The sequence below is a fragment of the Cellulomonas alba genome (genome assembly GCF_030362835.1).
Taxonomy (GTDB): Bacteria; Actinomycetota; Actinomycetes; order Actinomycetales; family Cellulomonadaceae; genus Cellulomonas; species Cellulomonas alba.
Genome location: NZ_JAUCGQ010000001.1, coordinates 1,223,122 through 1,245,914, shown reverse-complemented (window position 1 = coordinate 1,245,914; position 22,793 = coordinate 1,223,122). Strand labels below are relative to the sequence as shown.

The 22,793-nt window shown below is 74.6% G+C and carries 20 protein-coding genes; 18 read left to right on the top strand and 2 right to left on the bottom strand.

Going from position 1 to position 22,793, the window contains the following annotated elements:
- Positions 1 to 32: 32 nt before the first annotated feature.
- The 3 genes from QRT04_RS05620 to QRT04_RS05610 all read left to right on the top strand — a co-directional run bounded on the left by QRT04_RS05620 (position 33) and on the right by QRT04_RS05610 (position 4,932).
- Positions 33 to 971: an o-succinylbenzoate synthase gene (locus QRT04_RS05620; protein WP_289454148.1), complete on the top strand. Its 939-nt coding sequence runs from the start codon at positions 33 to 35 to the stop codon at positions 969 to 971.
- Positions 972 to 1,148: 177 nt separating this feature from the next.
- The gene (menD, locus tag QRT04_RS05615; protein WP_289454147.1) at positions 1,149 to 3,023 is read left to right on the top strand and encodes a 2-succinyl-5-enolpyruvyl-6-hydroxy-3-cyclohexene-1-carboxylic-acid synthase; all 1,875 of its coding nucleotides are present in this window, start codon (positions 1,149 to 1,151) and stop codon (positions 3,021 to 3,023) included.
- Positions 3,024 to 3,120: 97 nt separating this feature from the next.
- Complete coding sequence (locus QRT04_RS05610) at positions 3,121 to 4,932, top strand: S1C family serine protease (RefSeq protein WP_289454146.1); 1,812 nt, start codon at positions 3,121 to 3,123, stop codon at positions 4,930 to 4,932.
- Positions 4,933 to 5,115: 183 nt separating this feature from the next.
- Here the strand turns inward: QRT04_RS05610 and QRT04_RS05605 are convergent, their stop codons facing one another.
- Together QRT04_RS05605 and QRT04_RS05600 are read right to left on the bottom strand one after the other, a co-directional pair.
- Positions 5,116 to 6,150: a DUF4037 domain-containing protein gene (locus QRT04_RS05605; RefSeq protein ID WP_289454144.1), complete on the bottom strand. Its 1,035-nt coding sequence runs from the start codon at positions 6,148 to 6,150 to the stop codon at positions 5,116 to 5,118.
- A gap of 88 nt (positions 6,151 to 6,238) precedes the next feature.
- Positions 6,239 to 7,603, bottom strand: coding sequence for an isochorismate synthase (locus QRT04_RS05600; protein ID WP_289454142.1), 1,365 nt, complete (start codon positions 7,601 to 7,603; stop codon positions 6,239 to 6,241).
- A gap of 194 nt (positions 7,604 to 7,797) precedes the next feature.
- Between QRT04_RS05600 and QRT04_RS05595 the strand changes: the two genes are divergently transcribed.
- From QRT04_RS05595 to nuoH, 15 genes are all read left to right on the top strand, one after another.
- Positions 7,798 to 8,493, top strand: a complete 696-nt coding sequence (locus QRT04_RS05595; protein WP_289454141.1) for a demethylmenaquinone methyltransferase — start codon at positions 7,798 to 7,800, stop codon at positions 8,491 to 8,493.
- Between the two features lie 201 nt (positions 8,494 to 8,694).
- Positions 8,695 to 9,252, top strand: coding sequence for an alternate-type signal peptide domain-containing protein (locus QRT04_RS05590; RefSeq protein WP_289454140.1), 558 nt, complete (start codon positions 8,695 to 8,697; stop codon positions 9,250 to 9,252).
- Positions 9,253 to 9,265: 13 nt separating this feature from the next.
- Positions 9,266 to 9,754 carry a hypothetical protein gene (locus tag QRT04_RS05585; RefSeq protein ID WP_289454138.1) on the top strand — a complete coding sequence of 163 codons (489 nt, stop codon included), beginning with the start codon at positions 9,266 to 9,268 and terminating at the stop codon, positions 9,752 to 9,754.
- An 8-nt stretch (positions 9,755 to 9,762) separates the two neighbouring features.
- Positions 9,763 to 10,275, top strand: a complete 513-nt coding sequence (locus tag QRT04_RS05580; protein ID WP_289454136.1) for a hypothetical protein — start codon at positions 9,763 to 9,765, stop codon at positions 10,273 to 10,275.
- Positions 10,272 to 11,000, top strand: coding sequence for a signal peptidase I (locus QRT04_RS05575; RefSeq protein WP_289454134.1), 729 nt, complete (start codon positions 10,272 to 10,274; stop codon positions 10,998 to 11,000). Before QRT04_RS05580 ends, QRT04_RS05575 begins: the two co-directional genes overlap by 4 nt.
- Complete coding sequence (locus tag QRT04_RS05570) at positions 10,997 to 11,701, top strand: hypothetical protein (protein ID WP_289454133.1); 705 nt, start codon at positions 10,997 to 10,999, stop codon at positions 11,699 to 11,701. Before QRT04_RS05575 ends, QRT04_RS05570 begins: the two co-directional genes overlap by 4 nt.
- A gap of 223 nt (positions 11,702 to 11,924) precedes the next feature.
- Positions 11,925 to 13,187 (top strand): geranylgeranyl reductase family protein, encoded by a 1,263-nt coding sequence (locus QRT04_RS05565; protein WP_289454130.1) that lies wholly within the window; start codon positions 11,925 to 11,927, stop codon positions 13,185 to 13,187.
- Positions 13,188 to 13,218: 31 nt separating this feature from the next.
- On the top strand, positions 13,219 to 13,581 hold the full coding sequence (locus tag QRT04_RS05560; protein WP_289454128.1) for an NADH-quinone oxidoreductase subunit A: 363 nt from the start codon (positions 13,219 to 13,221) through the stop codon (positions 13,579 to 13,581).
- A gap of 66 nt (positions 13,582 to 13,647) precedes the next feature.
- Positions 13,648 to 14,202, top strand: a complete 555-nt coding sequence (locus tag QRT04_RS05555; protein ID WP_289454127.1) for a NuoB/complex I 20 kDa subunit family protein — start codon at positions 13,648 to 13,650, stop codon at positions 14,200 to 14,202.
- A complete protein-coding gene (locus QRT04_RS05550) occupies positions 14,199 to 15,098 on the top strand; it encodes an NADH-quinone oxidoreductase subunit C (protein WP_289454126.1) in 900 nt (299 codons plus the stop codon). The genes QRT04_RS05555 and QRT04_RS05550 overlap by 4 nt, the downstream gene beginning before the upstream one ends.
- Positions 15,095 to 16,435 carry an NADH-quinone oxidoreductase subunit D gene (locus QRT04_RS05545; protein WP_289454124.1) on the top strand — a complete coding sequence of 447 codons (1,341 nt, stop codon included), beginning with the start codon at positions 15,095 to 15,097 and terminating at the stop codon, positions 16,433 to 16,435. Before QRT04_RS05550 ends, QRT04_RS05545 begins: the two co-directional genes overlap by 4 nt.
- Positions 16,435 to 17,334, top strand: coding sequence for an NADH-quinone oxidoreductase subunit NuoE (gene nuoE, locus QRT04_RS05540; protein ID WP_289454122.1), 900 nt, complete (start codon positions 16,435 to 16,437; stop codon positions 17,332 to 17,334). The genes QRT04_RS05545 and nuoE overlap by 1 nt, the downstream gene beginning before the upstream one ends.
- Positions 17,331 to 18,665, top strand: coding sequence for an NADH-quinone oxidoreductase subunit NuoF (nuoF, locus tag QRT04_RS05535; RefSeq protein WP_289454121.1), 1,335 nt, complete (start codon positions 17,331 to 17,333; stop codon positions 18,663 to 18,665). The genes nuoE and nuoF overlap by 4 nt, the downstream gene beginning before the upstream one ends.
- Positions 18,665 to 21,301 carry an NADH-quinone oxidoreductase subunit G gene (locus QRT04_RS05530; RefSeq protein WP_289454120.1) on the top strand — a complete coding sequence of 879 codons (2,637 nt, stop codon included), beginning with the start codon at positions 18,665 to 18,667 and terminating at the stop codon, positions 21,299 to 21,301. Before nuoF ends, QRT04_RS05530 begins: the two co-directional genes overlap by 1 nt.
- Positions 21,298 to 22,644, top strand: coding sequence for an NADH-quinone oxidoreductase subunit NuoH (nuoH, locus tag QRT04_RS05525; protein WP_289454119.1), 1,347 nt, complete (start codon positions 21,298 to 21,300; stop codon positions 22,642 to 22,644). The genes QRT04_RS05530 and nuoH overlap by 4 nt, the downstream gene beginning before the upstream one ends.
- Positions 22,645 to 22,793: the final 149 nt, after the last annotated feature.

Genomic DNA, 22,793 nt, shown 5'->3' with positions numbered 1-22,793 from the left:
CCCTAGGTCCGCGACGTGGCTAGCCTGGCGAGGTGCACGCGTGGTCGATCCCCCTCACGACCAGGTTCCGCGGCCTGACCGTGCGCGACGGCGTCCTGCTGCAGGGCGACGCCGGCTGGGGCGAGTTCAGCCCGTTCTGGGACTACGACGCGGCCGAGTCCGCGGCGTGGTGGCGCGCCGCGCGCGAGGCCGCCGACGTCGGCTGGCCGGAGCCGGTGCGCGACCGGGTGCCGGTCAACGTCACGGTGCCCGCGGTCGACCCCGCGACGGCGCACGGCATCGTGCTCGCGAGCGCCGGCTGCAGGACCGCCAAGGTCAAGGTGGCAGAGCCGGGGCAGACGGTGGCCGACGAGATCGCCCGGCTCGAGGCGGTGCGTGACGCGCTGGGACCGGGCGGCCGCATCCGCGTCGACGCGAACGCCGGCTGGGACGTCGGCACCGCCGTCGTCCGGCTCGCGCTGCTCGACCGGGCGGCGGGCGGCCTCGAGTACGCCGAGCAGCCCGTGCCGACCGTCGAGGACCTCGCCGCCCTCCGGCGGCGCACGCAGGTGCCGATCGCCGCCGACGAGTCGATCCGGCGCGCCGAGGACCCGTACGCGGTGGCGCGGGCCGAGGCGGCGGACGTCGTCGTGCTCAAGGTGCAGCCGCTCGGCGGCGTGCGCGCGTGCCTCGAGCTGGCCGAGCGGATCGCGCTCCCCGTGGTGGTGTCGTCCGCGCTCGAGTCGTCCGTCGGGCTGGCCGCCGGCGTCGCGCTCGCGGCCGCGCTGCCCGAGCTGCCGTACGCGTGCGGCCTCGCCACCGCGCAGCTGTTCACCGCCGACGTGGTCGCCGAGCCGCTGCTGCCGGTCGACGGCGCCATCCCGGTGCGACGGCCCGAGCCCGACCCGGCGCTGCTCGCGGCGCACGCGGCCGACGAGGCGCTCACGGCGCGGTGGCGGCGGCGCGTCGAGGAGGTCCGGGCGCGAGCCTGACGCGGACGGGACGGCCGTCCGCTCGGCGCGTCAGCGATCCGGGCCGCGGGCCGCGGCGCGGGCATCCGTCCCGGGCCCGCGCGGACGGCAGCGACCCGTCCGGGGGAGGTGCGACCCGCGTCTCGTCCCGCACGGGCCGACCCTCGAGGGGGCTCGTCGCTCGGGCATGATGGCGGGATGACCTCGCCCGACGTGCCCGCTGACGCGCGCGACGACGCGACCGGCCGGACCGCTCCGGCTCCGGGGCCGGCGCTCGATCCCACGCCCGCGACGACCGCCGCGCGGGTGCTCGTGCAGGCGCTCGCTGCGCTCGGCGTCGAGGACGCCGTGCTCGCCCCGGGCTCGCGGTCGGCGCCGCTGGCGTACGCGTTCGCCGACGCGTCGCTGCCCGACGGCGCGCGGCCCGCGGGTGCCCCGTCGATCCGGCTGCACGTGCGCGTCGACGAGCGCTCGGCGGCGTTCCTCGCGCTCGGGCTCGCGCGGTCGACCGGGCGCCCGGTGCCGGTCGTCACCACCTCGGGCACGGCCGTGGCGAACCTCCACCCCGCGGTGCTCGAGGCACACCACGCGGGCGTCCCGCTGCTGCTGCTCACCGCCGACCGGCCGCACGAGCTGCGCGGCACCGGCGCCAACCAGACCACGCAGCAGCCCGGCATGTTCGCCACCGCCGTGCGCCTGACGCTCGACCTTCCCGCTCCCGTCGGCCTGCCGTCCGAGCCGCGCGACGCCCGCCACGCGGCGGCACGAGCGGTGGCGGCGGCGACCGGCGCGCGGACGGGCGACCCCGGGCCGGTGCACGTCGACCTCGCGTTCCGCGAGCCGCTCGTCCCGGGCGACGCGCCCTGGCCGGAGCCGTCCGCCGCGGGGCTGGCGCTGGTCGGGGGACGGCCCGCGCCGGGCGGGCCGTCGACGGGTGCGGTGCCCGCGGTGCTCGAGGCCGCCCGCGCCGCTGCGACCACCCCCGCGGCGCGCCGACGTGGCGGGCGGCCGACGGTCGTCGTCGCGGGCGACGGAGCGGGACCGGTCGCGCGGCGGGTCGCGGAGGCGAACGCGTGGCCGCTGCTCGCGGAGCCGTCGTCCGGCGCCCGCGGAGGCCCGGACGCGATCGCGGCGTACCGGCTGCTCCTCGCCGACGACCGGCTCGGCGGCGCGGTGCGACGCGTGGTCGTGCTCGGGCGGCCGACGCTGTCGCGGCCCGTCCAGCGGCTGCTCGCGCGGGACGACGTCGAGGTCGTCGTGGTGGCGCCGCGGGGGGCGGCGTGGGTCGACGCGGCACGGAGCGCCGACGAGGTGCTGCTCGAGCCGCCCGCCCGGATGCGCTCCGGGCGCCTGCGCGGGCCGGACGGCTGGCTCGAGGCGTGGCTCGCCGCCGACGCGGCAGCGGCCGAGGCGATCGACGCGGTGCTCGCGGCGCCCGTCGGCGGACCGCGGTCCCGTGGGGGCCAGCGCGTCAGCGGGCCGGCGCTCGCCGCCGCGGTCGCGGAGGCCAGCAGGCCGCAGGACGCGCTCGTCGTGGGCTCGTCGAACCCCGTGCGCGACCTGGACCTCCTGGCCCGCTGGGACGCTCCGCCGCTCGTGCTCGCCAACCGCGGGCTCGCGGGGATCGACGGCACGGTGTCGACCGCGGCGGGCGTCGCGCTCGGGCTGCCGGACCGCCGCACCCGCGCGTTCCTCGGCGACCTGACGTTCCTGCACGACGTCGGCGGGCTGCTGCGCGGCCCGCTCGAGCCGCGCGTCGACCTGCAGCTCGTCGTCGCGAACGACGACGGCGGGTCGATCTTCGCGACGCTCGAGCCCGGTGAGCCCGCGCGTGGCGCGCACTTCGAGCGCGTCTTCGGCACGGCGCACGGGGTCGATCTCGCGGCGTTGTGCGCGGCGTACGGCGTGCGGCACACGCGCGTGACGGACGTCGAGGCGCTCGCGCCGGCGCTCGCGTCGCCCGGGACCGGGCTGAGCCTGGTCGAGGTGCGGGTCGACCGCGCCGGGCGCCGGCCGCTCGGCGAGCGGCTGGCAGCCGAGGTCGGGTCCGCCGTCGCGCGGGCGCTGCGCTGACCCGTCTCCTGAGGAACTCCTAGCCGATTCCCAGGTTGGTCGGAGCGTCCCTCCAGCACGGGCGGCTTCCATGGAGGCCGACAAGGAGGCACACCCCATGACCAGCACCCCCGACCAGGGCCAGGGCCCGGCCGACGAGCAGGCCGCCCCCGTCCCGCCGCGACCCGCCGACGAGACGCAGCCGCTGCCGGCCACCGACGACGCGCCGCAGCTCCCGCTCGAGCACACGCAGCCGATCGCCGCGCCGCAGTACGGCGCCGGCACGCCGGTCCCGCCGCCGCCGGCGCAGGCCACGCCCGCGCCGCAGGCGTCCGCCGCCACACCGCCCTTCGTGCCGCCGGCGCAGCAGTCGCAGCCGTACCCGCAGCACACGGCGCAGGCGCCGTTCGGCTACGGCGCGCCGCAGCACGGCCACCCGGCGCAGCCGGGCTACCCCGCCTCGCAGCCCGGCCAGCCGGCGCCGCAGCCCGGCCAGCCGACGCCCGTCGCGTACGCCCCGACGGCCGCGGGCGACGGCCAGGTCGCCGACGCCGGCGCCGCGCCCGCGCCGCGCAAGCGCCGCGTCTGGGTCCCGGTCGCGTCCGCCGCGGCCGTCGCCGCGATCGTCGGCGCGCTCGCCGCAGGCGGCATCACCCACGCGCTCGACGACGGCCACGGCTCGACGTCGGCGTTCGGCAACCCGGCGTCGATGGCGACGCTCGGCGGCTCGAACAACGGCGCGGTCCCGGTGTCGGGCTCGACGAACGAGGACCCGAACTGGGAGGCCGTCGCGAACGCGGTCAAGGCGTCGGTCGTGGCGATCACCGTCACGACGAGCCAGGGCACCGCGCAGGGCTCGGGCGTGATCGTGGACGACAAGGGCCACGTGGTCACGAACAACCACGTCGTCAACGGCGCGCAGGGCGACGTGGAGGTCACGCTCACCGACGGTCGCCTGCTCAAGGGCAAGGTCGTCGGCACCGACGCGACCACGGACCTCGCGGTCGTCGAGCTCGAGAACGCCCCGTCGAACCTGCAGGCCGCCGAGTTCGGAGACTCGTCGAAGGTCACGGTCGGCCAGCCCGTCATGGCCGTCGGCAACCCGCTCGGCCTCGCCAACACGGTGACGACGGGCATCGTCTCGGCCGTGAACCGGCCGGTCACGACCACCGCCGAGGACGGCAGCGGCTCGTCGACCGTCACGAACGCGATCCAGATCGACGCTGCCATCAACCCCGGCAACTCCGGCGGGCCGCTGTTCGACGCGCAGGGCCGGATCATCGGCATCAACTCGTCGATCGCCACCACGTCGTCCGCGTCGGGCTCGATCGGCCTCGGCTTCGCCATCCCCGTGAACCTCGTGCAGAACATCGCCCAGCAGCTCGTCGCCTCGGGCTCCGCGAAGCACGCGTTCCTCGGCGTCTCGCTCACGGACGGCACCGCCACGGCGGACGGCGTCACGCGCCGCGGCGCCCTGGTGCACGACGTCACGGCCGGCTCCCCGGCCGCGAAGGCGGGCGTCAAGGCGAACGACGTCATCGTCGCGATCGACGGCAACCCGACCGCCGGCGCCGACTCGCTCACCGCGTTCGTCCGCTCGTACCCCGCCGACGCGAAGGCGAAGCTCACGATCGTCCGCGACGGCAAGACCAGCGACGTCGACGTGACCCTCGCCGTCCGCCAGGAGACCCCGAGCCAGGGCGGCAACGGCAACGGCCAGCAGGGCCCGGGCGACGGCAACGGGCAGCAGGGGCAGGGCAACGGTAACGGCCAGCAGGGCCAGGGCGACGGCTCCGGCCAGGGCAACGGCCAGCCGGGCGACGGCTCGGGCCAGGGCGGCCTCAACGGCATGACCCCCGACCAGCTGTGGCAGTGGTTCCAGCAGCAGCAGCAGCAGCGCCAGGGCGGCTCGGGCACCGGCCAGGGCTGACGACGTCCGAGCGGCGCGGACGAACCCGCGCGGCTCGGCACCCGTGCGGGCACCCTGCAGCCCGCACCGCGGTCGATGCAGCGACCGCGAACCCGACCGCCCGGTCGGGACGGACCATCCCCATCCGTCCCGACCGGGCGTCGTCGTGCCTGGGCGCCGTCCGCTCGACGGCGTCCGGTTCGCTCAGACGGTCACGACGGCGATCCTGCGGTGGGCGTCGACCAGGATGTCGACGTTGTCGGTGCGCTGCTCGATGCTCCCCAGGCCACGGGGCAGCCCCTGTGCCGCGGGGTCGGTGATCGAGGCGTGGATCGCGGGCACGAGCGTGGGCTCGACCGAGAGGTACGGCCGGTCCCAGAAGGGGACGATCGGCTCCTCGCAGGACGGGAGTCCGGCGTCGGCCTGAAGTCGGGCGAGCTCTTCCAGCGCCGACCGCAGCCCGTCGCCCCGCTCGACCCACGACGTCGCGCCGAGCGCCCGCCGCAGATGGTCGTCGATCCGCGATGCCACGGGCAGTGCGCGGAACGCCGTTCCGCGCCACTTCGAGTAGGGCGCCCACCGGCGGGAGAGCGTGAAGGCCAGGTGGACGGCGGCGTCGGTGAGTCGTGCCGCGATGACTCGCGACCCCAGCTCGTCCCCTCGGTCGCCGGCTCTCCCCATGAGCGGGAGCTCCTGGTGGATCCGGTGCCAGCCGCAGGCGACGACGTACCGCCAGATGTCGTCCGGGTACCACGTCAGCACGTCACGCAGCTGGGTGAGGTCGCCGGGGCCGTCGGCGAACACCTCGCCCGCGACGACCTCCAGGGCTGCCTGGCCCGTGACCGACAGCCACTGGGCGTCCGTCATCCCGGCGCGCGGGTCGAACCCGAGTCGTCGTCGCGCGAAGGAGCCCACCGTGGCGACGTCGATCCCGAGCGACGCCCGGTCCGACCCCGAGTACTGGATGCGGGTCGGGAGTCCGAGGAACGTCTCGGGCAGGTCGCGCTCCAGCGCGCGCCGGACGTCGTCGACGGCGCCCGCGTCGGTGAAGACCTGGAGCCGCAGTCCCCAGTCGTGGTCGCGCGACACCGTGTCGTCCAGGCCGAGGACGTCGGATCCGGGCCCGACCCTCGCCGCTGCGTATCCGACGCCGGGGCATGCACGGTCGACGACCCGCCCGACCACCGCGTGGAAGTACTCACGCGCGACGTCGATTCCGGTTCCGGGACGGTCATTCACCGTCGGACCGTACCGACTCGCACGAGCGCATATGTCGGCACGGCCCGGGACGACAGCCGCGCGCCCGGATCGTCGACCCGTCGCGGTCTCAGTCCGGCGTGCCGGCCAGCGCGTGACGCATCGGCACCAGCTTCGCCTGCGACTCGGCGAGCTCGGCGGCCGGGTCGGACGCGGCGACGATGCCGCAGCCGGCGAACAGGCGCACGCGCCGCGAGTCGTCGGGGTCGATCGCCCCCGAGCGGAGCGCGATGCCCCACTCGCCGTCACCGTCGGCGCCGAACCAGCCGACGGGCCCGGCGTAGCGACCCCGGTCCATGCCCTCGATGCGCCGGATCAGGTCGCGCGCGGCCACGGTCGGCGTCCCGCACACCGCCGCCGTCGGGTGCAGCGCCGCGGCCAGCGCGAGCGAGGACGGATGCTGCGCGGATCCCGCGGAGCCCCCGGCTGCAGACCCCGCCGGCGCGGCGAGCACGCCGGTGACGTCGGACGCGAGGTGCAGCACGTTCGGCAGGTGCAGCACGAACGGCACGTCCGGCACGTTGGTCGACGAGCAGAACGGCTCGAGCGCGTGCGCCACGGACTGCACCGCGTACTCGTGCTCCTCGAGGTCCTTCGACGAGCGGGCGAGGATCGCGGCGCGGGCGACGTCGGCGTCGTCGTCGCCGGTCCGGCGGATCGTCCCGGCGAGCACGCGCGACTGCACGAGGCCCTTCTCGGAGCGCACCAGCAGCTCGGGCGTCGCGCCGACCAGGCCGTCGACGCTGAACGTCCAGCACTGCGGGTAGTCGGCGGCCAACCGGTGCAGCGCCCACCGCGCGTCGAGCGGGCGCTGCGTCCGCGCGAGGACGTCGCGGGCGAGCACGACCTTGTCGACCTCGCCGGCACGGATCGCCGCGACCCCCTGCGCGACCACGTCGCGCCACCCGTCCGCGGACACCGCACCGTCGCGGTACTCGACCTCGCCCGGCGGGACGGGGGCCGTGCGCGCACCCACGACGTCCGCGAGCGTCGGCGCGGGGCCCAGCTGCGCGTCGGGCGTGATCGTCGTCAGCCAGCAGTGCGGTCCGCGCCGTCCCACGACCACGCGCGGGACGACCACCACGCCGCCGGCGAGGGAGTCGTCGTCGAACGCGAACGAGCCGAACGCGACCGGTCCGGTGCCCGGCACCCGCACCTCGTCGCGCACGATCGCGTGTGCGAGCACGCCCTGCCACGCGCGCTCGGCGTCCTCGAACCGGGTGGCTCCCGTGACCTCGAACCGCAGCGCCTCGCCCCACGCCACCAGCCCGTCGCCGCGACGTACCCACGCGAGCGGGGCGCCCGCCGGCAGGAGCGACAGCAGGTCGGCGGGGTCGGCGTCGCCACCGGGTGCGCCGAGGGTGTCGAGCGCGACCGTCCGGACGACGAGCGGCTGGGGTGCCGCACCTGTGGGCGCGGCGGGCTGCGTGCTCATCGCCGCCCAGCGTACGTCCGTGCTGGTCGCCGCACGTCGACGGGCGTCCCGGGCGACGCGATCCGTGCGTCACACCGGTCGGCTCGGCCGCCCGCGGTCCGGCGCGTGCGGCACGCGGCCCCACCCTCGGGCCGCCCGCTCGCGGCGGCGGCCGGCGTGCGCGACGCGCGGCGGCGACCTGCGACCATGGGCGCATGCCGCGCGCCGAACTCGACAAGCAGCCCCAGGACGTCGCCCGCATGTTCGACGCGGTCGCCAGGCGCTACGACGTGACGAACGACGTGATCTCCCTCGGGCAGGACCGCCAGTGGCGCAAGGCGACACTCGCCGCGCTCGGCGCGCAGCCGGGCGAGACCGTGCTCGACCTCGCGGCGGGGACCGGCACGTCGGCCGAGCCGCTCGCCGACTCCGGCGTCCGGGTCGTCCCGTGCGACCTGTCGCTCGGCATGCTCGGCGTCGGCAAGGCGCGCCGTCCGGACCTGCCGTTCGTCGCGGGCGACGCGCTGCACCTCCCGTTCGCCGACGAGAGCTTCGACGCGGTGACGATGTCGTTCGGGCTCCGCAACGTCGCGGACACCCCCGCGGCGCTCGGCGAGCTGCTGCGCGTGACGAGGCCCGGCGGCCGGCTGGTGGTCTGCGAGTTCTCGCGCCCCACGTGGGGGCCGTTCCGCGTCGTCTACCAGAACTACCTGATGCGGGCCCTGCCACCCGTCGCGCGCGCCGTCTCCAAGGAGCCCGACGCCTACGTGTACCTCGCGGAGTCGATCCGCGAGTGGCCCGAGCAGCGCGAGCTCGGCCTGATGATCAAGCGCGCCGGCTGGGACAAGGTCGCGTTCCGGAACCTGACGGGCGGGGTGGTCGCCCTGCACCGCGCCACTCGACCGGCCTGAGGTCACCCGTTCGGCCCAGCCGCGACGCTGTCCGGTTCTCCCGAGTTCGGTGCCCGGTGTCCGAGCCGCGCTGGGTGCCAGCACCCGGACGCGCGTCCAAGAACGGATGAACGGCTGAGCGACGCCTTCACTCCGTGCGCCTGACCGACGACTTCCGAGGTACCCGGTGGTCTCACCGGCCACCTCACGGAAGGCACGATCATGCGCAAGACGACGAAGGGCGCCCTCGCGATCGGCGCCGGTGTGGCGCTGCTCCTCGGCGGCGCGGGCACGCTCGCCAACTGGAGCGACTCGAAGAACCTCGGGGCCAACACCACCATCAGCTCCGGCACGCTGACCATCGCGAGCAAGACGCAGGGCACGTGGGGCTGGGCGAGCGGCGCGACGGGCTTCGCGCCCGGCACGTCGAAGCTCGTGCCCGGCGACAGCATCAAGATCACGGACGTCTTCACCGTCACCGCCCTCGGTGACCACCTGACCGCGACCGCCGCCTACGTGTCGCCGACCCTGTCCGGCGCGCTGGCCTCGAGCCTCCAGATCACGACCGCGCTCGGCACGGTGACGAACAAGGCCGGCAACGGCACCGTCACGCCGACGGGCACCACGTCGGTCGCCGTCACGTCGACGGACTCCGCCGCGACGACGTTCGACGTCCCGGTGACCGTGACGATCACGCTGCCGAGCACGGTCTCGAACCTGACCGCGCAGACGGTGTCCGCCGCGATCGCCGACGGCTCCGTCACCCTGACGCAGAACTGACCCTCCCCCGACCGTGCGGGGCCGCCTGATCGCCGCGTCGGCCGTCGTGCTCACCGTCCTCGGTGGCACGGCGGCCTACGGCGCGTGGTCCTCGTCGGCGGCGCTCGCGGCGGGCGGGAACATCGCGTCGGGCACGTTCGGCGTCACCGCGACCTGGTCGACGCCGCTCGACACGACTGGCATGTACCCGGGGCAGACGCGGACCGGCGTCCTCGCCGTGGCCGCGTCGGCAGGCACGACGTCGCGCTGGGTCTACACGCTCGGTGCGCCGACGTTCGCCGGCGGCCTGGCCGCCTCGATGACCGCCGTCGTCTACCCGTCGGCGACCTGCGGCGGCACCGCCCTGACGCTCCCGTGGACGCAGGCGACGCTGCAGGCGGCCTCCGCCACGGCGCAGCACTGCGTCGCCGTGACGCTCGGTGCGTCGGCGCCGAGCACCAGCCAGGGCAAGACCGTCACCGTGACCGTCCCGGTCACCGGCGAGAACCGCTCGACCACCTGAGGGACCCGATGCGCGACGCACGAGCGCGGCGCCCCGGCACGCACCGTGCCCGGGTCCCCGGTCGTGCCCTCGGTCGCGGTGGCCTCGTCGTCGCGGCGGTGTCGGCGGCAGTGGCCCTCGTCGTCGGAGCCGGCGGCGCCGCCGCGTGGTGGTCCGCGAGCGCCACCGCGTCGGCGACGGCGACCGCGGCCACGGTGCCGGTCCCTCCGACCCCGACGTGCAGCGAGAGCGGCCTGCTGAACGTCAAGCTCAGCTTCACCGACCCGAGCACCGTCCCGACCGGCGCGACGCGGACCTACTCGCTCGTCGTGCGCTCGGGCTCGACCGTCGTCGGGACGATCGATCCCTACACGAGCGGCACGGCGGTCTCGCCCGGCCAGGTCGGCTCGACCCAGGGGGCGATGACGGCGACGCTCGTCACGAAGCTGACGTTCGGCAGCACGGTCTGGACGTCGGCGGAGTCGGGCGGCGCCGGGCTGCAGGGCGCCTCGTTCATCTTCGCGTACCTCAACTGCTCATGAGCGACGACCAGCGGCGGCCCGCACCGGACGTCTCGTGGCTCAGCGCCGCGGCGTCCGCCCTCTCGGCGTTCGCGCTCGTCACGATCGCCCTGGTCGCGCTCGTGATGATCGTCGTGCCTCTCCTGCTCGGCGCGACGCCCTACACGGTCCTGACCGGCAGCATGCGGCCGTCGATGCCGCCCGGGACGCTCGTCGTCACGCGGCCGACGCCGGTCGAGGACATCCGCGTCGGTGACGTCGTGACGTACCAGCGGCGCTCGGGCCTGCCCGGCGTCGTGACGCACCGCGTCGTCGGCATCGGCGCGAGCGGAGCGGGCGAGCGCGTGATCGTCGTCCGGGGCGACGCGAACGGCGTGGCGGACCCGCCGGTGCTGCCGGTCCAGATCCGCGGGGTCGTCGTCTACCACGCGCCGTACCTCGGCTACCTCAACACGTGGGTCGGCGCGAACCGACCGACGTGGGTGACGCGCGCGGTCGCCGGGTCCCTGCTCGGCTACGGCGCGTTCCTGCTGGCGGGGGCCGTCCGCGACCGACGCCGCCGCGCTGCGGCCGGGACTGCCGCGGCCGGCGACGACGCCGACGGGCCGACGGAGCCCGGGCCCCGCGCCACCGGTGCCGAACCGGCCGAGCCCCGAGTCCCCGCCGCCGCGGACGGACGGTCCGACACCCCCGAGCCGAGCGCCGCGCCCGAGCCCGTCCCCGCGCACGCCACGGCGGCACCGTGACCCGCGCCCGGCGAGCCTGGGCCGTGCTGGTCACGATCGCCGCCGCCCTGGTCGTCACCACCGTTTCCGTCGCCGCGCAGCCGTCCTCGGCGTCGGCCTCGAGCGGCATCGAGCTCTCGCCCGACGGCGCCACCTGGGGCACCACCCTCGCGGGCGCGCTGTTCGGCACGCCCACGCACCTGGTCCCCGGAGACGTGGTCGCCGCGTCGCTCTGGGTGCGGAACGCCTCGACCACCACGGCCCGCGTCGAGCTGCGTGCCCCGGCCGGCATCGGCGCGCACGACGGCTCGTTCGCGGGCGACCTGCGGCTGACCGTCGACGGCCGCACGCTCGGCGGCGGCTCGACGTGGGACGGGCCGGTGCTCGCGCCGGGCGGCGCGACGCGCGTCCCGCTCGTCGTCACGTACGTGGCGACGGCCGGGTCGTCCGGGCTCCTGCAGGCCGCGAGCGTGCTCGACTCGGTCTCGCTCGTCGAGGTGGACCCGACCCCGCCCCCGCCCACCACCCCGCCGCCCGGCGGCACCCCGGCGCCCGCCGGTGGCCCCACCTCGCCGGCGCACCCGGGCCCCGGCGCTCCGGGTGGCCTCGCGTCGACCGGCGCTGCCGCGGCGCGCGAGGTCGGCACCGCGTTCGGCGTCACGCTCGTCGGCGCCCTGCTGCTCGCCGCCGCGCGGCGCCGCCGGCGGGCCGAGGACGCCTGACCCGGCCCACGCGCGCCGCTCGACGCGGGTGAAGAAACTCGCGGTCGCCCCGCTGCGTCACGCCGGTTGGCGCGGAATGATGGGCCTGCTCACGACGCGTTCTTCACCCGCCGTCGCGAGGTAAGGAAAGCCTTCGCAGACAGCCCTCTGAGCCGTGGTTACACTCGCCAAGGTTGCACGTGAACAACGTCACAAGTGGGAGCCACTGGTGGTGGGATCAACGATGGATGACGCCGACGTCATCGTCGTGGGCGCGGGTCCGACAGGGTCCAGCGCCGCCTACCACTGCGCCGCCGCGGGCCTCGACGTCCTCCTCCTCGAGAAGGCCGAGTTCCCGCGCGACAAGGTCTGCGGCGACGGTCTGACGCCGCGCGCGGTCGCCGAGCTCGTTCGGATGGGCGTGCCGCTCCGCGAGCAGGACGGCTGGATCCGCAACAAGGGCCTGCGGGTGCTCGGCGGCGGCCACCGCCTCGAGCTCGCGTGGCCGGAGATCTCGAGCTATCCGTCGTTCGGCCTGGCCAAGGCGCGGCAGGGCCTCGACCACCTGCTCGCCGACCACGCGCGCGCCGCGGGCGCCAAGCTGCAGGAGCGCACGACGGTCACCGGGCCGGTGCGCGACGAGCGCACGGGTCGGGTCGTCGGCGTCACGGCCCGGACGGCCGACGGCGAGCAGGCGACGTACCGCGCACCGGTCGTGGTCGCGGCCGACGGCGTCTCGGCCAGGCTCGCCACCGGCCTCGGCCGGACGAAGCGCGACGACCGGCCGATGGGCGTCGCCGTCCGCACGTACTTCCGCACCCCGCGCCACGACGACGCGTGGATGGAGAGCCACCTCGAGCTGTGGGACGGCGCGCCGGGCCGCAGCAACCTCATGCCGGGCTACGGCTGGATCTTCGCGCTGGGCGACGGCACGGCGAACGTGGGCCTCGGCTCCGTCGCCTCGACGGCCGCGGCGACGCACGTCGACTACAAGAAGCTGTTCGCCGCCTGGATGCGCAACGCCCCCGCCGAGTGGGAGTTCACGCCGGAGAACCAGGTCGGCCCGGTGCGCGGCGCGGCGCTGCCGATGGGGTTCAACCGCGGCCCGCTCTACGGCGACGGCGTCATGCTCGCGGGCGACGCGGCCGGCATGGTCAGCCCGTTCAACGGTGAGGGCATCGCGTACGGCCTGCAGGCGGGTCGCGTCGCGTCCGACGCCATCGCGCAGGGCCTCGCGCGGGGCACCGCCGCCGGCCGCGAGCGCGCGTTCGCGACGTACCAGCGCCGCATGAAGGACGACCTCGGCGGGTACTACACGCTCGGCCGCCTGTTCGTCCGGCTGATCGAGCACCCCGAGGTCATGCGGATCTGCACCCGCTACGGCCTGCCGCGGCCGCTGATCATGAAGTTCACGCTCAAGCTCCTGTCGGACTGCTACGAGCCACGGGGCGGGGACGCGATCGACCGCGTCATCGCCGGACTGGCCCGGATCGCGCCCGCAGCATGAACCCCCGCCCCTCAGCGTCGAGGAGGACTCGATGACGAACCCGTACGTGCCGCTGCTCGTCATGATGGCGCTCGCCGCGCTCATGGCCGTGGGTGGCCTGTCGACGAGCGTGATCCTCGGCCCGAAGCGCTACAACCGCGCGAAGCTCGAGGCGTACGAGTGCGGCATCCAGCCGACCCCGCACGCGGTGGGCGGCGGTCGCTTCCCGATCAAGTACTACCTCGTGGCGATGACGTTCATCGTCTTCGACATCGAGGTCGTCTTCCTCTACCCGTGGGCCGTGAGCTTCGGGACGCTCGCCATGTTCGGGCTCGTCGCGATGCTCGGCTTCCTCCTGCTCATCACCGTGCCGTTCGTGTACGAGTGGCGCCGCGGCGGCTTCGAGTGGGACTGACCTGCGTGGCACCGCGCGCCGCCGCCCCCGTGACCAGCTGTCGTACCAACCGGAAGGAGGCCTGACATGGGTCTCGAAGAGGCGGCACCCTCAGGGTTCCTGCTGACGACGATCGAGGACCTCGTCGGCTACTTCCGCAAGGGCTCGCTCTGGCCGGTGACGTTCGGCCTCGCGTGCTGCGCGATCGAGATGATGGCCGCGGGCGCGCCCCGGTTCGACCTCTCGCGGTTCGGCATGGAGGTCTTCCGCGCCTCGCCGCGGCAGGCCGACCTGATGATCGTCGCGGGTCGCGTCAGCCAGAAGATGGCGCCCGTCGTCCGGCAGGTCTACGACCAGATGTCGGAGCCCAAGTGGGTGCTCTCGATGGGCGTCTGCGCGAGCAGCGGCGGCATGTTCAACAACTACGCGATCGTGCAGGGCGTCGACCACATCGTGCCCGTCGACATCTACCTGCCGGGCTGCCCGCCGCGGCCCGAGATGCTCATCAACGCGATCCTCACGCTGCACGACCAGATCCAGAACGAGCCGCTCGGCGCCGACCGTCGCGAGATCGCCGCCAAGGCCGAGGCGGCCGCGCTCGAGGCCACGCCGACGAGCCACATGACGGGGCTGCTGCGATGAGCGACGACGCCAAGAAGGACGACGTCGGCACGCCGCACGCGCCGGTCGAGAACCCGAAGGACGCGACGCGCGACGAGCCGGCGACCGCGGTGGGCACGCCCGTCCAGGCGGACGCGGCGCAGGCCGCCAAGCCGGGCGCGGGCGCGACACCCGAGGCTGCGGCCGCCCAGTCGACGTCCGCCGCGGCGCTCGAGGCCGGCGGGCAGAACGTCCCCGCGCAGCCCGCGCGCACGCCGCTCGAGGTGGTCGACGTCCGGCACGGCATGTTCGGCGCCCACGGCAGCGGCGACACCTCGGGCTACGGCGGCCTCGTGGTGCCGGTCGTCATGCCGGGGCCGAGCGAGCGGCCGTACGGCGGCTGGTTCGACGAGGTCGTCGACGTGCTGACCGAGCTGCTCGACGCGTCGGGCACCGGCTTCGCGAACGCGATCGAGTCGGTCGTCGTCGACCGCGACGAGCTGACGCTGCACGTGGCGCGCGAGCACGTCGTCGAGGTCGCGCAGGCGCTGCGCGACGACCCGGACCTGCGGTTCGAGCTCGGGCTCGGCGTCAGCGGCGCGCACTACCCGCACGAGCAGGGGCGCGAGCTCCACGCCGTCTACCACGTGACGTCCGTGACGCACGGGCGTCGGCTGCGGTTCGAGGTCGCGGTGAGCGACGACGACCCGCACATCCCGTCGACGACCGGCGTGTACCCGGGCCACGACTGGCACGAGCGCGAGACGTTCGACTTCTTCGGCATCGTCTTCGACGGGCACCCCGGCCTGGCGCGGATCGAGATGCCGGACGACTGGCCGGGCCACCCGCAGCGCAAGGACTACCCGCTCGGCGGCATCCCGGTCGAGTACAAGGGCGCCACCATCCCGCCCGCGGACCAGCGGAGGTCGTACTCATGAGCACGCTGCACGCCACCGGTCACCTCGTCGACGAGCAGACCCAGGGCGTCCCGACGTTCGAGGCCAACGGCGGCGACTGGTCCCAGATCGCCGAGGAGGCGGCGCGCCTCGGCGAGGAGCGCATCGTCGTCAACATGGGACCGCAGCACCCGTCGACGCACGGCGTGCTCCGGCTGATGCTCGAGATCGACGGCGAGACGGTGACCGAGGCCCGCGCCGGCATCGGCTACCTGCACACCGGCATCGAGAAGAACATGGAGTTCCGCACCTGGACGCAGGGCGTCACGTTCTGCACGCGCATGGACTACGTCGCGCCGCTGTTCCAGGAGGCGGCGTTCTGCCTCGGCGTCGAGAAGCTGCTCGGCGTCACGGACGACATCCCCGAGCGGGCGTCCGTGATCCGCGTGCTGATGATGGAGCTCAACCGCATCACGTCGCACCTGGTGTGCATCGCGACCGGCGGCAACGAGCTGGGCGCGACGACGATCATGACGGTCGGCTTCACGGCCCGCGAGGAGATCCTCAAGATCTTCGAGCTGATCTCGGGCCTGCGCATGAACCACGCCTACATCCGCCCCGGCGGCGTCGCCCAGGACGTGCCCCCGGGCACCGTCGCCGAGACGCGCAAGGCGCTCGAGCTGGTCAAGGGCTACATGCGCCAGCTCGAGGACATCATGCTGGCGAACCCGATCCTGCACCTGCGCCTCAAGGACGTCGGCTACCTCGGCCTCGCGGGCTGCATGGCCCTCGGCATCACGGGCCCGATGCTCCGCTGCACCGGCCTGCCGTACGACGTGCGCAAGGCGTTCCCGTACAGCGGGTACGAGACGTACGAGTTCGACGTGCCGACCGCGACGAGCGGCGACTCCTGGGGCCGGCTCGTGGTGCGGCTCGAGGAGATCTACCAGTCGATCCGCATCGTCGAGCAGGCGCTCGACCGCCTCGACGCGAACCCGGGCCCGGTGATGGTCGCCGACAAGAAGATCGCGTGGCCCGCGCAGCTCGCGATCGGCACCGACGGCATGGGCAACTCGCTCGACCACATCCGCGAGATCATGGGCACCTCGATGGAGGCCCTGATCCACCACTTCAAGCTGGTCACGGAGGGCTTCCGTGTGCCGGCGGGCCAGGTGTGGCAGACGGTCGAGCACCCGCGCGGTGAGCTCGGCGTCCACCTGGTCTCCGACGGCGGCACCCGCCCCTACCGGGCGCATTTCCGCGACCCGTCGTTCAACAACCTGCAGGCCACCTCCATCCTCTGCGAGGGCGGCCAGGTGGCCGACGTCGTCGTCTCGGTGGCCTCGATCGACCCGGTGCTCGGAGGGGTGGACCGCTGATGACGATCGAGCACGTGGACCATCCGGCGCAGGGCAGGAAGCCGGGCCAGACCCACCGGACGGGCTACGACGACGCGACGCGCGAGCGCCTCGCCGTCGAGTCGCGCCAGATCATGGCGCGCTACCCGCAGGAGCGCTCGGCGCTGCTGCCGATGCTGCACCTCGTGCAGTCGGTCGACGGGTACGTGAGCCCGCGCGGCATCGCGTTCTGCGCGCAGGCGCTCGGCCTGACGACCGCCGAGGTCAGCGCGGTCGCGACGTTCTACACGCAGTACAAGCGGCACCCCAACGGCGACTACACGGTCGGCGTCTGCACCAACACGCTGTGCGCGATCATGGGCGGCGACGCGATCTGGGAGGAGCTCTCCGACCACCTCTGCGTCGGCCACGACGAGACGACCGAGGACGGCAAGATCACCCTCGAGCGCGTCGAGTGCAACGCCGCCTGCGACTACGCGCCGGTCGTGATGGTCAACTGGGAGTTCTTCGACCAGCAGACGCCGGAGTCGGCGGTCCAGCTGGTCGACGACATCACCGCCGGCAAGCCCGTGCACCCCACGCGCGGCGCGGACACGGTCGTCACGTTCACGGAGATGTCGCGGGTTCTCGCGGGCTTCTCGGACGGCCGCGCCGACGAGGGCCCAAGCGGCGGCGTGCCGACGATGCGCGGCACGGTGCTGGCCCGCGAGAACGGCTGGGAGGCCCCGCCGTTCCCGGGCGAGGAGGGCTCGGCCGGCGAGGGAAGCGACCACGGCACGTCCGCGACGGCCGGTGCCGAGGCGCACGCCCCGCAGGTCGGCGAGGAGCAGAGCAGCGCCGAGCGGCCCGGCGACTCCGGTTCGGGCGCGGCGAAGCGCGCCACCACCCGCACGAAGTCCGACCCGTCGAAGGAGGCGTGATGACGGACCTCGCACCCGTGCTCAGCGCGCACTGGGACGACGACCGCGCCTGGACGCTGGGCGCCTACGAGCAGGCCGGCGGCTACCGCGGGCTGCGCCGCGCGCTCGGCATGCAGGCGGCCGACGTGCTGACGATGGTCAAGGACTCCGGCCTGCGCGGCCGCGGCGGCGCCGGGTTCCCGACCGGCCTCAAGTGGAGCTTCCTGCCCGCGCCGGACGGCGGCCCGCGCTACCTCGTGGTCAACGCCGACGAGTCCGAGCCGGGCACGTGCAAGGACATCCCGCTGATGATGGCGAGCCCGCAGCACCTGATCGAGGGCGTGATCATCACGTCGTACGCGATCGGCTGCAAGCACGCGTTCATCTACGTGCGCGGCGAGGTGCTGCACGTGTACCGCCGCCTGCTCCGCGCGATCGAGGAGGCCTACGCGAAGGGCTACCTCGGCACGGACATCCTGGGCAGCGGCTTCGACCTCGAGATCACGTTGCACGCGGGCGCCGGCGCGTACATCTGCGGCGAGGAGACCGCGCTCCTCGACTCGCTCGAGGGCCTGCGCGGCCAGCCGCGCCTCAAGCCGCCGTTCCCCGCGGTCGCGGGCCTGTACGCGCGCCCGACGGTCGTCAACAACGTCGAGTCGATCGCCTCGGTGCCGGGCATCGTCCTGGGCGGCGCCGACTGGTTCAAGCAGATGGGCACCGAGCGCTCGACGGGTCACGGCCTGTTCTCGCTCTCCGGGCACGTGACGCGTCCCGGCCAGTACGAGGCGCCGCTCGGCATCACGCTGCGCGAGCTGCTCGACATGGCGGGCGGCGTCCGCGAGGGCCACCAGCTCAAGTTCTGGACGCCGGGCGGGTCGTCGACGCCGATCTTCACCGCCGAGCACCTCGACGTGCCGCTCGACTACGAGTCGGTGGGCGCCGCGGGATCGATGCTCGGCACGCGCGCGCTGCAGATCTTCGACGAGACGACCTCGGTGGTCCGCGCGGTGACCCGGTGGACGGAGTTCTACAAGCACGAGTCGTGCGGCAAGTGCACGCCGTGCCGCGAGGGCACGTTCTGGCTGCTGCAGGTGCTCCAGCGCATCGAGGCCGGACAGGGAACGTCGCAGGACATCGACCTGCTGCTCGACCTGTGCGACAACATCCTCGGCCGCGCGTTCTGCGCGCTCGGCGACGGTGCGACCAGCCCGATCACCAGCGCGATCCAGTACTTCCGCGAGGAGTTCGAGGCGGGCACCCACACGCCCGCCGACGTCCTGTTCCCGCCCGAGCGCAGCGCCCTGTTCGCGTACACGCCGCGCTCGCACAAGACCCTCGCAGGGGTGCACTGATGACGATCACGACGCCGCGAGCCACCGGCACGCCGCTGGTGCCCGCGCCCGCGGCCGAGACGGCTCCCGTGCCGGCCGACACGGTCACGTTCACGATCGACGGCGTCGAGACGACGGTGCCGAAGGGGACTCTCGTCATCCGCGCCGCCGAGCACGTCGGCATCCAGATCCCGCGGTTCTGCGACCACCCGCTCCTCGCGCCGGCCGGCGCCTGCCGCCAGTGCCTCGTCGAGGTGTGGGCGCCGGGCCGCGACGGCAACCTCGCGAAGATGCCGAAGCCGCAGGCCTCCTGCACGCTCGAGGCGACGCCCGGCATGCAGGTCAAGACGCAGCACACCTCCGCCGAGGCCGACAAGGCGCAGCACGGCGTCATGGAGCTGCTGCTCATCAACCACCCGCTCGACTGCCCGGTGTGCGACAAGGGCGGCGAGTGCCCGCTGCAGAACCAGGCGATGTCCAACGGACGCGCCACCAGCCGATTCGTCGACGTCAAGCGGACGTTCCCCAAGCCCATCGCGATCTCGACGCAGATCCTGCTCGACCGCGAGCGCTGCATCCTGTGCCAGCGCTGCACGCGGTTCTCCGAGGAGGTCGCGGGCGACGTCTGGATCGACCTGCAGAAGCGCGGCGCGCTCCAGCAGATCGGCCGGTTCGACCCGGCGGTGCTCGACTTCGCGGGCGAGGAGCCCGTCGGTGCCGCGGTCGAGGACACGAGCGGGCGGCCGTTCGCGTCGTACTTCTCGGGCAACACGGTCCAGATCTGCCCGGTCGGCGCGCTGACGAGCGCCGCGTACCGGTTCCGCTCGCGCCCGTTCGACCTCGTGTCGACGCCGGGCGTCGCGGAGCACGACTCGCAGGGCTCGGCGATCCGCGTCGACCACCGCCGCGGCGTGGTGCTGCGCCGGCTGGCGGGCGAGGACCCCGCGGTGAACCAGGAGTGGATCACCGACAAGGACCGGTTCGGCTTCCACTGGCAGACCGCGCCCGACCGCATCACGACGCCGCTGGTCCGCACGCGCCGCGCCGACGGCACCCGGGGCGAGCTCGAGCCGGCGAGCTGGGTCGAGGCGCTCGAGCACGCGGCGCACGGCCTGCGCGAGGCGCTCGCCCCGAGCGACCCGCGCGAGACCGCGCGCGGCGCGGCGGTGCTGCCCGGCGGCCGACTGACGCTCGAGGACGCGTACGCGTACGGCAAGTTCGCGCGTGTGGCGCTCGGCACCAACGACGTCGACCACCGCGCGCGCCCGCACAGCGCCGAGGAGGAGCAGTTCCTCGGCCACCACGTCGCCGGCCGCACGCTCGAGGTGACGTTCGCCGACCTCGACGCCGCGCCGGCGGTGCTCCTCGCGGGCCTCGAGCCCGAGGAGGAGGGCGGCGTCCTGTTCCTGCGGCTGCGTTCCGCCGTGCAGCACACGAGGCTGCGCGTCTACGCCGTCGCGCCCTTCGCCTCGCGCGGCGTGCAGCGCCTCGACGGCACGCTCGTCGCCGCGGCGCCGGGCACCGAGGCCGAGGTGCTGGACGCGGTCGTGCCGGGTGGCGACACCGCCCAGCTCGCGGCCGCGGCCGAGGCGCTCGCGCTCGACGGCGCCGTGATCCTCGTGGGGGAGCGGCTCGCCGCGTCCCCGGGGGCGTACTCGGCGGCGCTGCGGCTCGCGGCCCGCACGGGTGCGCGCCTCGCATGGGTGCCCCGCCGGGCCGGTGAGCGCGGGTCGGTCGAGGCCGGCACGCTGCCGTCGCTGCTGCCGGGCGGCCGGCCCGTCGCCGACTCGTCGGCACGCGTCGACGTCGCGGCCGTGTGGGGCGTCGAGCACCTGCCCGCGGAGCCGGGCCGCTCGGCGACCGAGATCCTCGCCGCGGCTCGCGCGGGCACGCTCGGGGCGCTCGTCGTGGGCGGCCTCGATCCCGCCGACCTGCCGGACCCGGCGATCGCGCGCGAGGCGCTGGACCGCGTGCCGTTCCTCGTCTCGCTCGAGGTCCGCCGCTCCGAGGTCACCGACCGTGCCGACGTCGTGCTGCCCGTGGCCCCGCCGGTCGAGAAGGGCGGCACGTTCGTCACGTGGGAGGGCCGTCCGCGGCCGTTCCCGCCGGCGCTCGTCTCGCACCAGCTCTCCGACCACCGCGTGCTCGACCGGCTCGCCGACGAGCTCGGCGTCGAGCTGGGCCTGACGAGCCTCGCGGCCGTGCACGGCGAGCTCGACCAGCTCGGCGGCTGGGACGGCGTGCGCGTCGAGGCCCCGGCGGCGGACGCCGCCGAGCCGCCGGCCGTCGCGCCCGGGCAGGCCGTGCTCGCGACCTGGCACCTGCTGCTCGACGGTGGCCGCCTGCAGGAGGGCGAGCCGTTCATGGCGGGCACCGCCAAGCGTCCCGCCGCGCGTGTCTCGGCCGGCACGGCCGCGGCGCTCGGCGTCGCGCCGGGCGGCGGGGTCGTCGTCTCGACCGACGCGGGCTCGATCACGCTGCCCGCGGTCGTCGTCGACATGCCGGACCTGGTGGTCTGGCTCCCGACGAACAGCCCCGGCAGCGCCGTCCGTGACGCGCTGCACGCCGACGCGGGCGACCTGGTCCGCATCGCGGCCGCGCCGGCGGGCGCGATCGCGCTCACCGACCGCCCGACCGACGAGGAGGCCGGCGCATGATCGCGCTGCTCGCCGCGAGCTCGACCACGGCGCAGACCGGGGCCGACTTCTCCGACGACGTCTTCTGGGTCTGGCTGGTCAAGGCCGTCGCGATCCTCGTGTTCCTGCTGGTCAGCGTGCTGATCGCGATCTGGTTCGAGCGCAAGGTCGTCGCGCGCATGCAGGTGCGGCCCGGCCCCAACGTGCACGGCCCGTTCGGTCTGCTCCAGTCGCTCGCCGACGCCATGAAGCTCCTGTTCAAGGAGGACATGACGGTCAAGGCGGCGGACAAGCTCGTCTACGTCGCGGCGCCGATGATCGCGGTGTTCTGCTCGCTGCTCGTGTTCGCGGTCATCCCGTTCGGGCCCGCGGTCTGGATCGGCGGGCACCACACCCCGCTGCAGCTCACGGACTTCCCGGTCGCGGTGCTCTACATCCTGGCGTGCGCGTCCGTCGGCGTGTACGGCATCGTGCTCGGCGGCTGGTCGTCGAACTCGACGTACCCGCTGCTCGGCTCGGTCCGGTCGACGGCGCAGGTCATCAGCTACGAGCTCTCCATGGGCCTCAGCCTCGTCACGGTGTTCATCCTCGCGGGGTCGATGTCGACGTCCGAGATCGTGTCGTCGCAGAAGACGCTGTGGTGGTTCATCCCGCTGCTGCCGGCCTTCGTCATCTACGTCGTGTCGATGATCGGCGAGACGAACCGCCTGCCGTTCGACCTCCCCGAGGCCGAGGGCGAGCTCGTCGGCGGCTACACGACCGAGTACTCGTCGATGAAGTTCGCGTGGTTCTTCCTCGCCGAGTACATCAACATGCTCAACGTCTCGGCCGTCGCGACGACGCTGTTCCTCGGCGGCTGGCGCGCCCCGTGGCCCATCTCGACGATCAACGACGGGATGTTCAACCACGGCTGGTGGCCGATCCTCTGGTTCCTCGCCAAGCTCTGGTTCTTCATGTTCGTGTTCGTGTGGGTGCGCGGCACGCTGCTGCGGTTCCGCTACGACCAGTTCATGAAGTTCGGCTGGAAGGTGCTGATCCCGTTCGCGCTCGGGTGGCTCGTGATCGTCGCCGCGGTGCAGGGTCTGCGGCAGTTCAGCGACCTGAACGTGCGGACGACGCTGTTCGTGCTCGCGGGCGTCGTCGCCGTGGTCGCGATCGCCGCGTTCTTCGTCCCCGAGAAGAAGGTCGCGGCGACGAAGCCGCGGCGCGGCCCCGAGGTGATCGACCCGTTCGCGGCGGGCTACCCCGTCCCGCCGATGCCCGGCCAGACGCTCCCGCCGTCGCCGCGCAAGGAGCGCGCCGCGGCCGCCGCGGGCGCCACCGCCGGTTCCGACCCCACCACCCCGGAGGTGCACGGTGGCTGACAGCCCCACGCCCGGCGACCGGCCGAAGCGGCCCGCCCGCCCCGCGAGCGGCGGCAAGCCGCAGGCCCGCCCGACGAGCGGCGGCAAGCCGCAGGGCCAGCAGGCCCGCCCGGCCCGGCCCGCGACGCCGGCGGACCGCACGCCCGTCC

Excerpts from the sequence above, each read along its gene's own strand:
- QRT04_RS05545 (WP_289454124.1), top strand. The coding sequence starts at position 15,095 with ATGAGCACGCTGCACGCCACCGGTCACCTCGTCGACGAGCAGACCCAG.
- QRT04_RS05575 (WP_289454134.1), top strand. The coding sequence starts at position 10,272 with ATGAGCGACGACCAGCGGCGGCCCGCACCGGACGTCTCGTGGCTCAGC.
- QRT04_RS05590 (WP_289454140.1), top strand. The coding sequence starts at position 8,695 with ATGCGCAAGACGACGAAGGGCGCCCTCGCGATCGGCGCCGGTGTGGCG.
- QRT04_RS05560 (WP_289454128.1), top strand. The coding sequence starts at position 13,219 with ATGACGAACCCGTACGTGCCGCTGCTCGTCATGATGGCGCTCGCCGCG.
- QRT04_RS05555 (WP_289454127.1), top strand. The coding sequence starts at position 13,648 with ATGGGTCTCGAAGAGGCGGCACCCTCAGGGTTCCTGCTGACGACGATC.
- QRT04_RS05610 (WP_289454146.1), top strand. The coding sequence starts at position 3,121 with ATGACCAGCACCCCCGACCAGGGCCAGGGCCCGGCCGACGAGCAGGCC.
- QRT04_RS05530 (WP_289454120.1), top strand. The coding sequence starts at position 18,665 with ATGACGATCACGACGCCGCGAGCCACCGGCACGCCGCTGGTGCCCGCG.
- QRT04_RS05580 (WP_289454136.1), top strand. The coding sequence starts at position 9,763 with ATGCGCGACGCACGAGCGCGGCGCCCCGGCACGCACCGTGCCCGGGTC.
- nuoE (WP_289454122.1), top strand. The coding sequence starts at position 16,435 with ATGACGATCGAGCACGTGGACCATCCGGCGCAGGGCAGGAAGCCGGGC.
- nuoH (WP_289454119.1), top strand. The coding sequence starts at position 21,298 with ATGATCGCGCTGCTCGCCGCGAGCTCGACCACGGCGCAGACCGGGGCC.
- QRT04_RS05565 (WP_289454130.1), top strand. The coding sequence starts at position 11,925 with ATGGATGACGCCGACGTCATCGTCGTGGGCGCGGGTCCGACAGGGTCC.
- QRT04_RS05550 (WP_289454126.1), top strand. The coding sequence starts at position 14,199 with ATGAGCGACGACGCCAAGAAGGACGACGTCGGCACGCCGCACGCGCCG.
- QRT04_RS05600 (WP_289454142.1), bottom strand. The coding sequence starts at position 7,603 with ATGAGCACGCAGCCCGCCGCGCCCACAGGTGCGGCACCCCAGCCGCTC.
- menD (WP_289454147.1), top strand. The coding sequence starts at position 1,149 with ATGACCTCGCCCGACGTGCCCGCTGACGCGCGCGACGACGCGACCGGC.
- QRT04_RS05595 (WP_289454141.1), top strand. The coding sequence starts at position 7,798 with ATGCCGCGCGCCGAACTCGACAAGCAGCCCCAGGACGTCGCCCGCATG.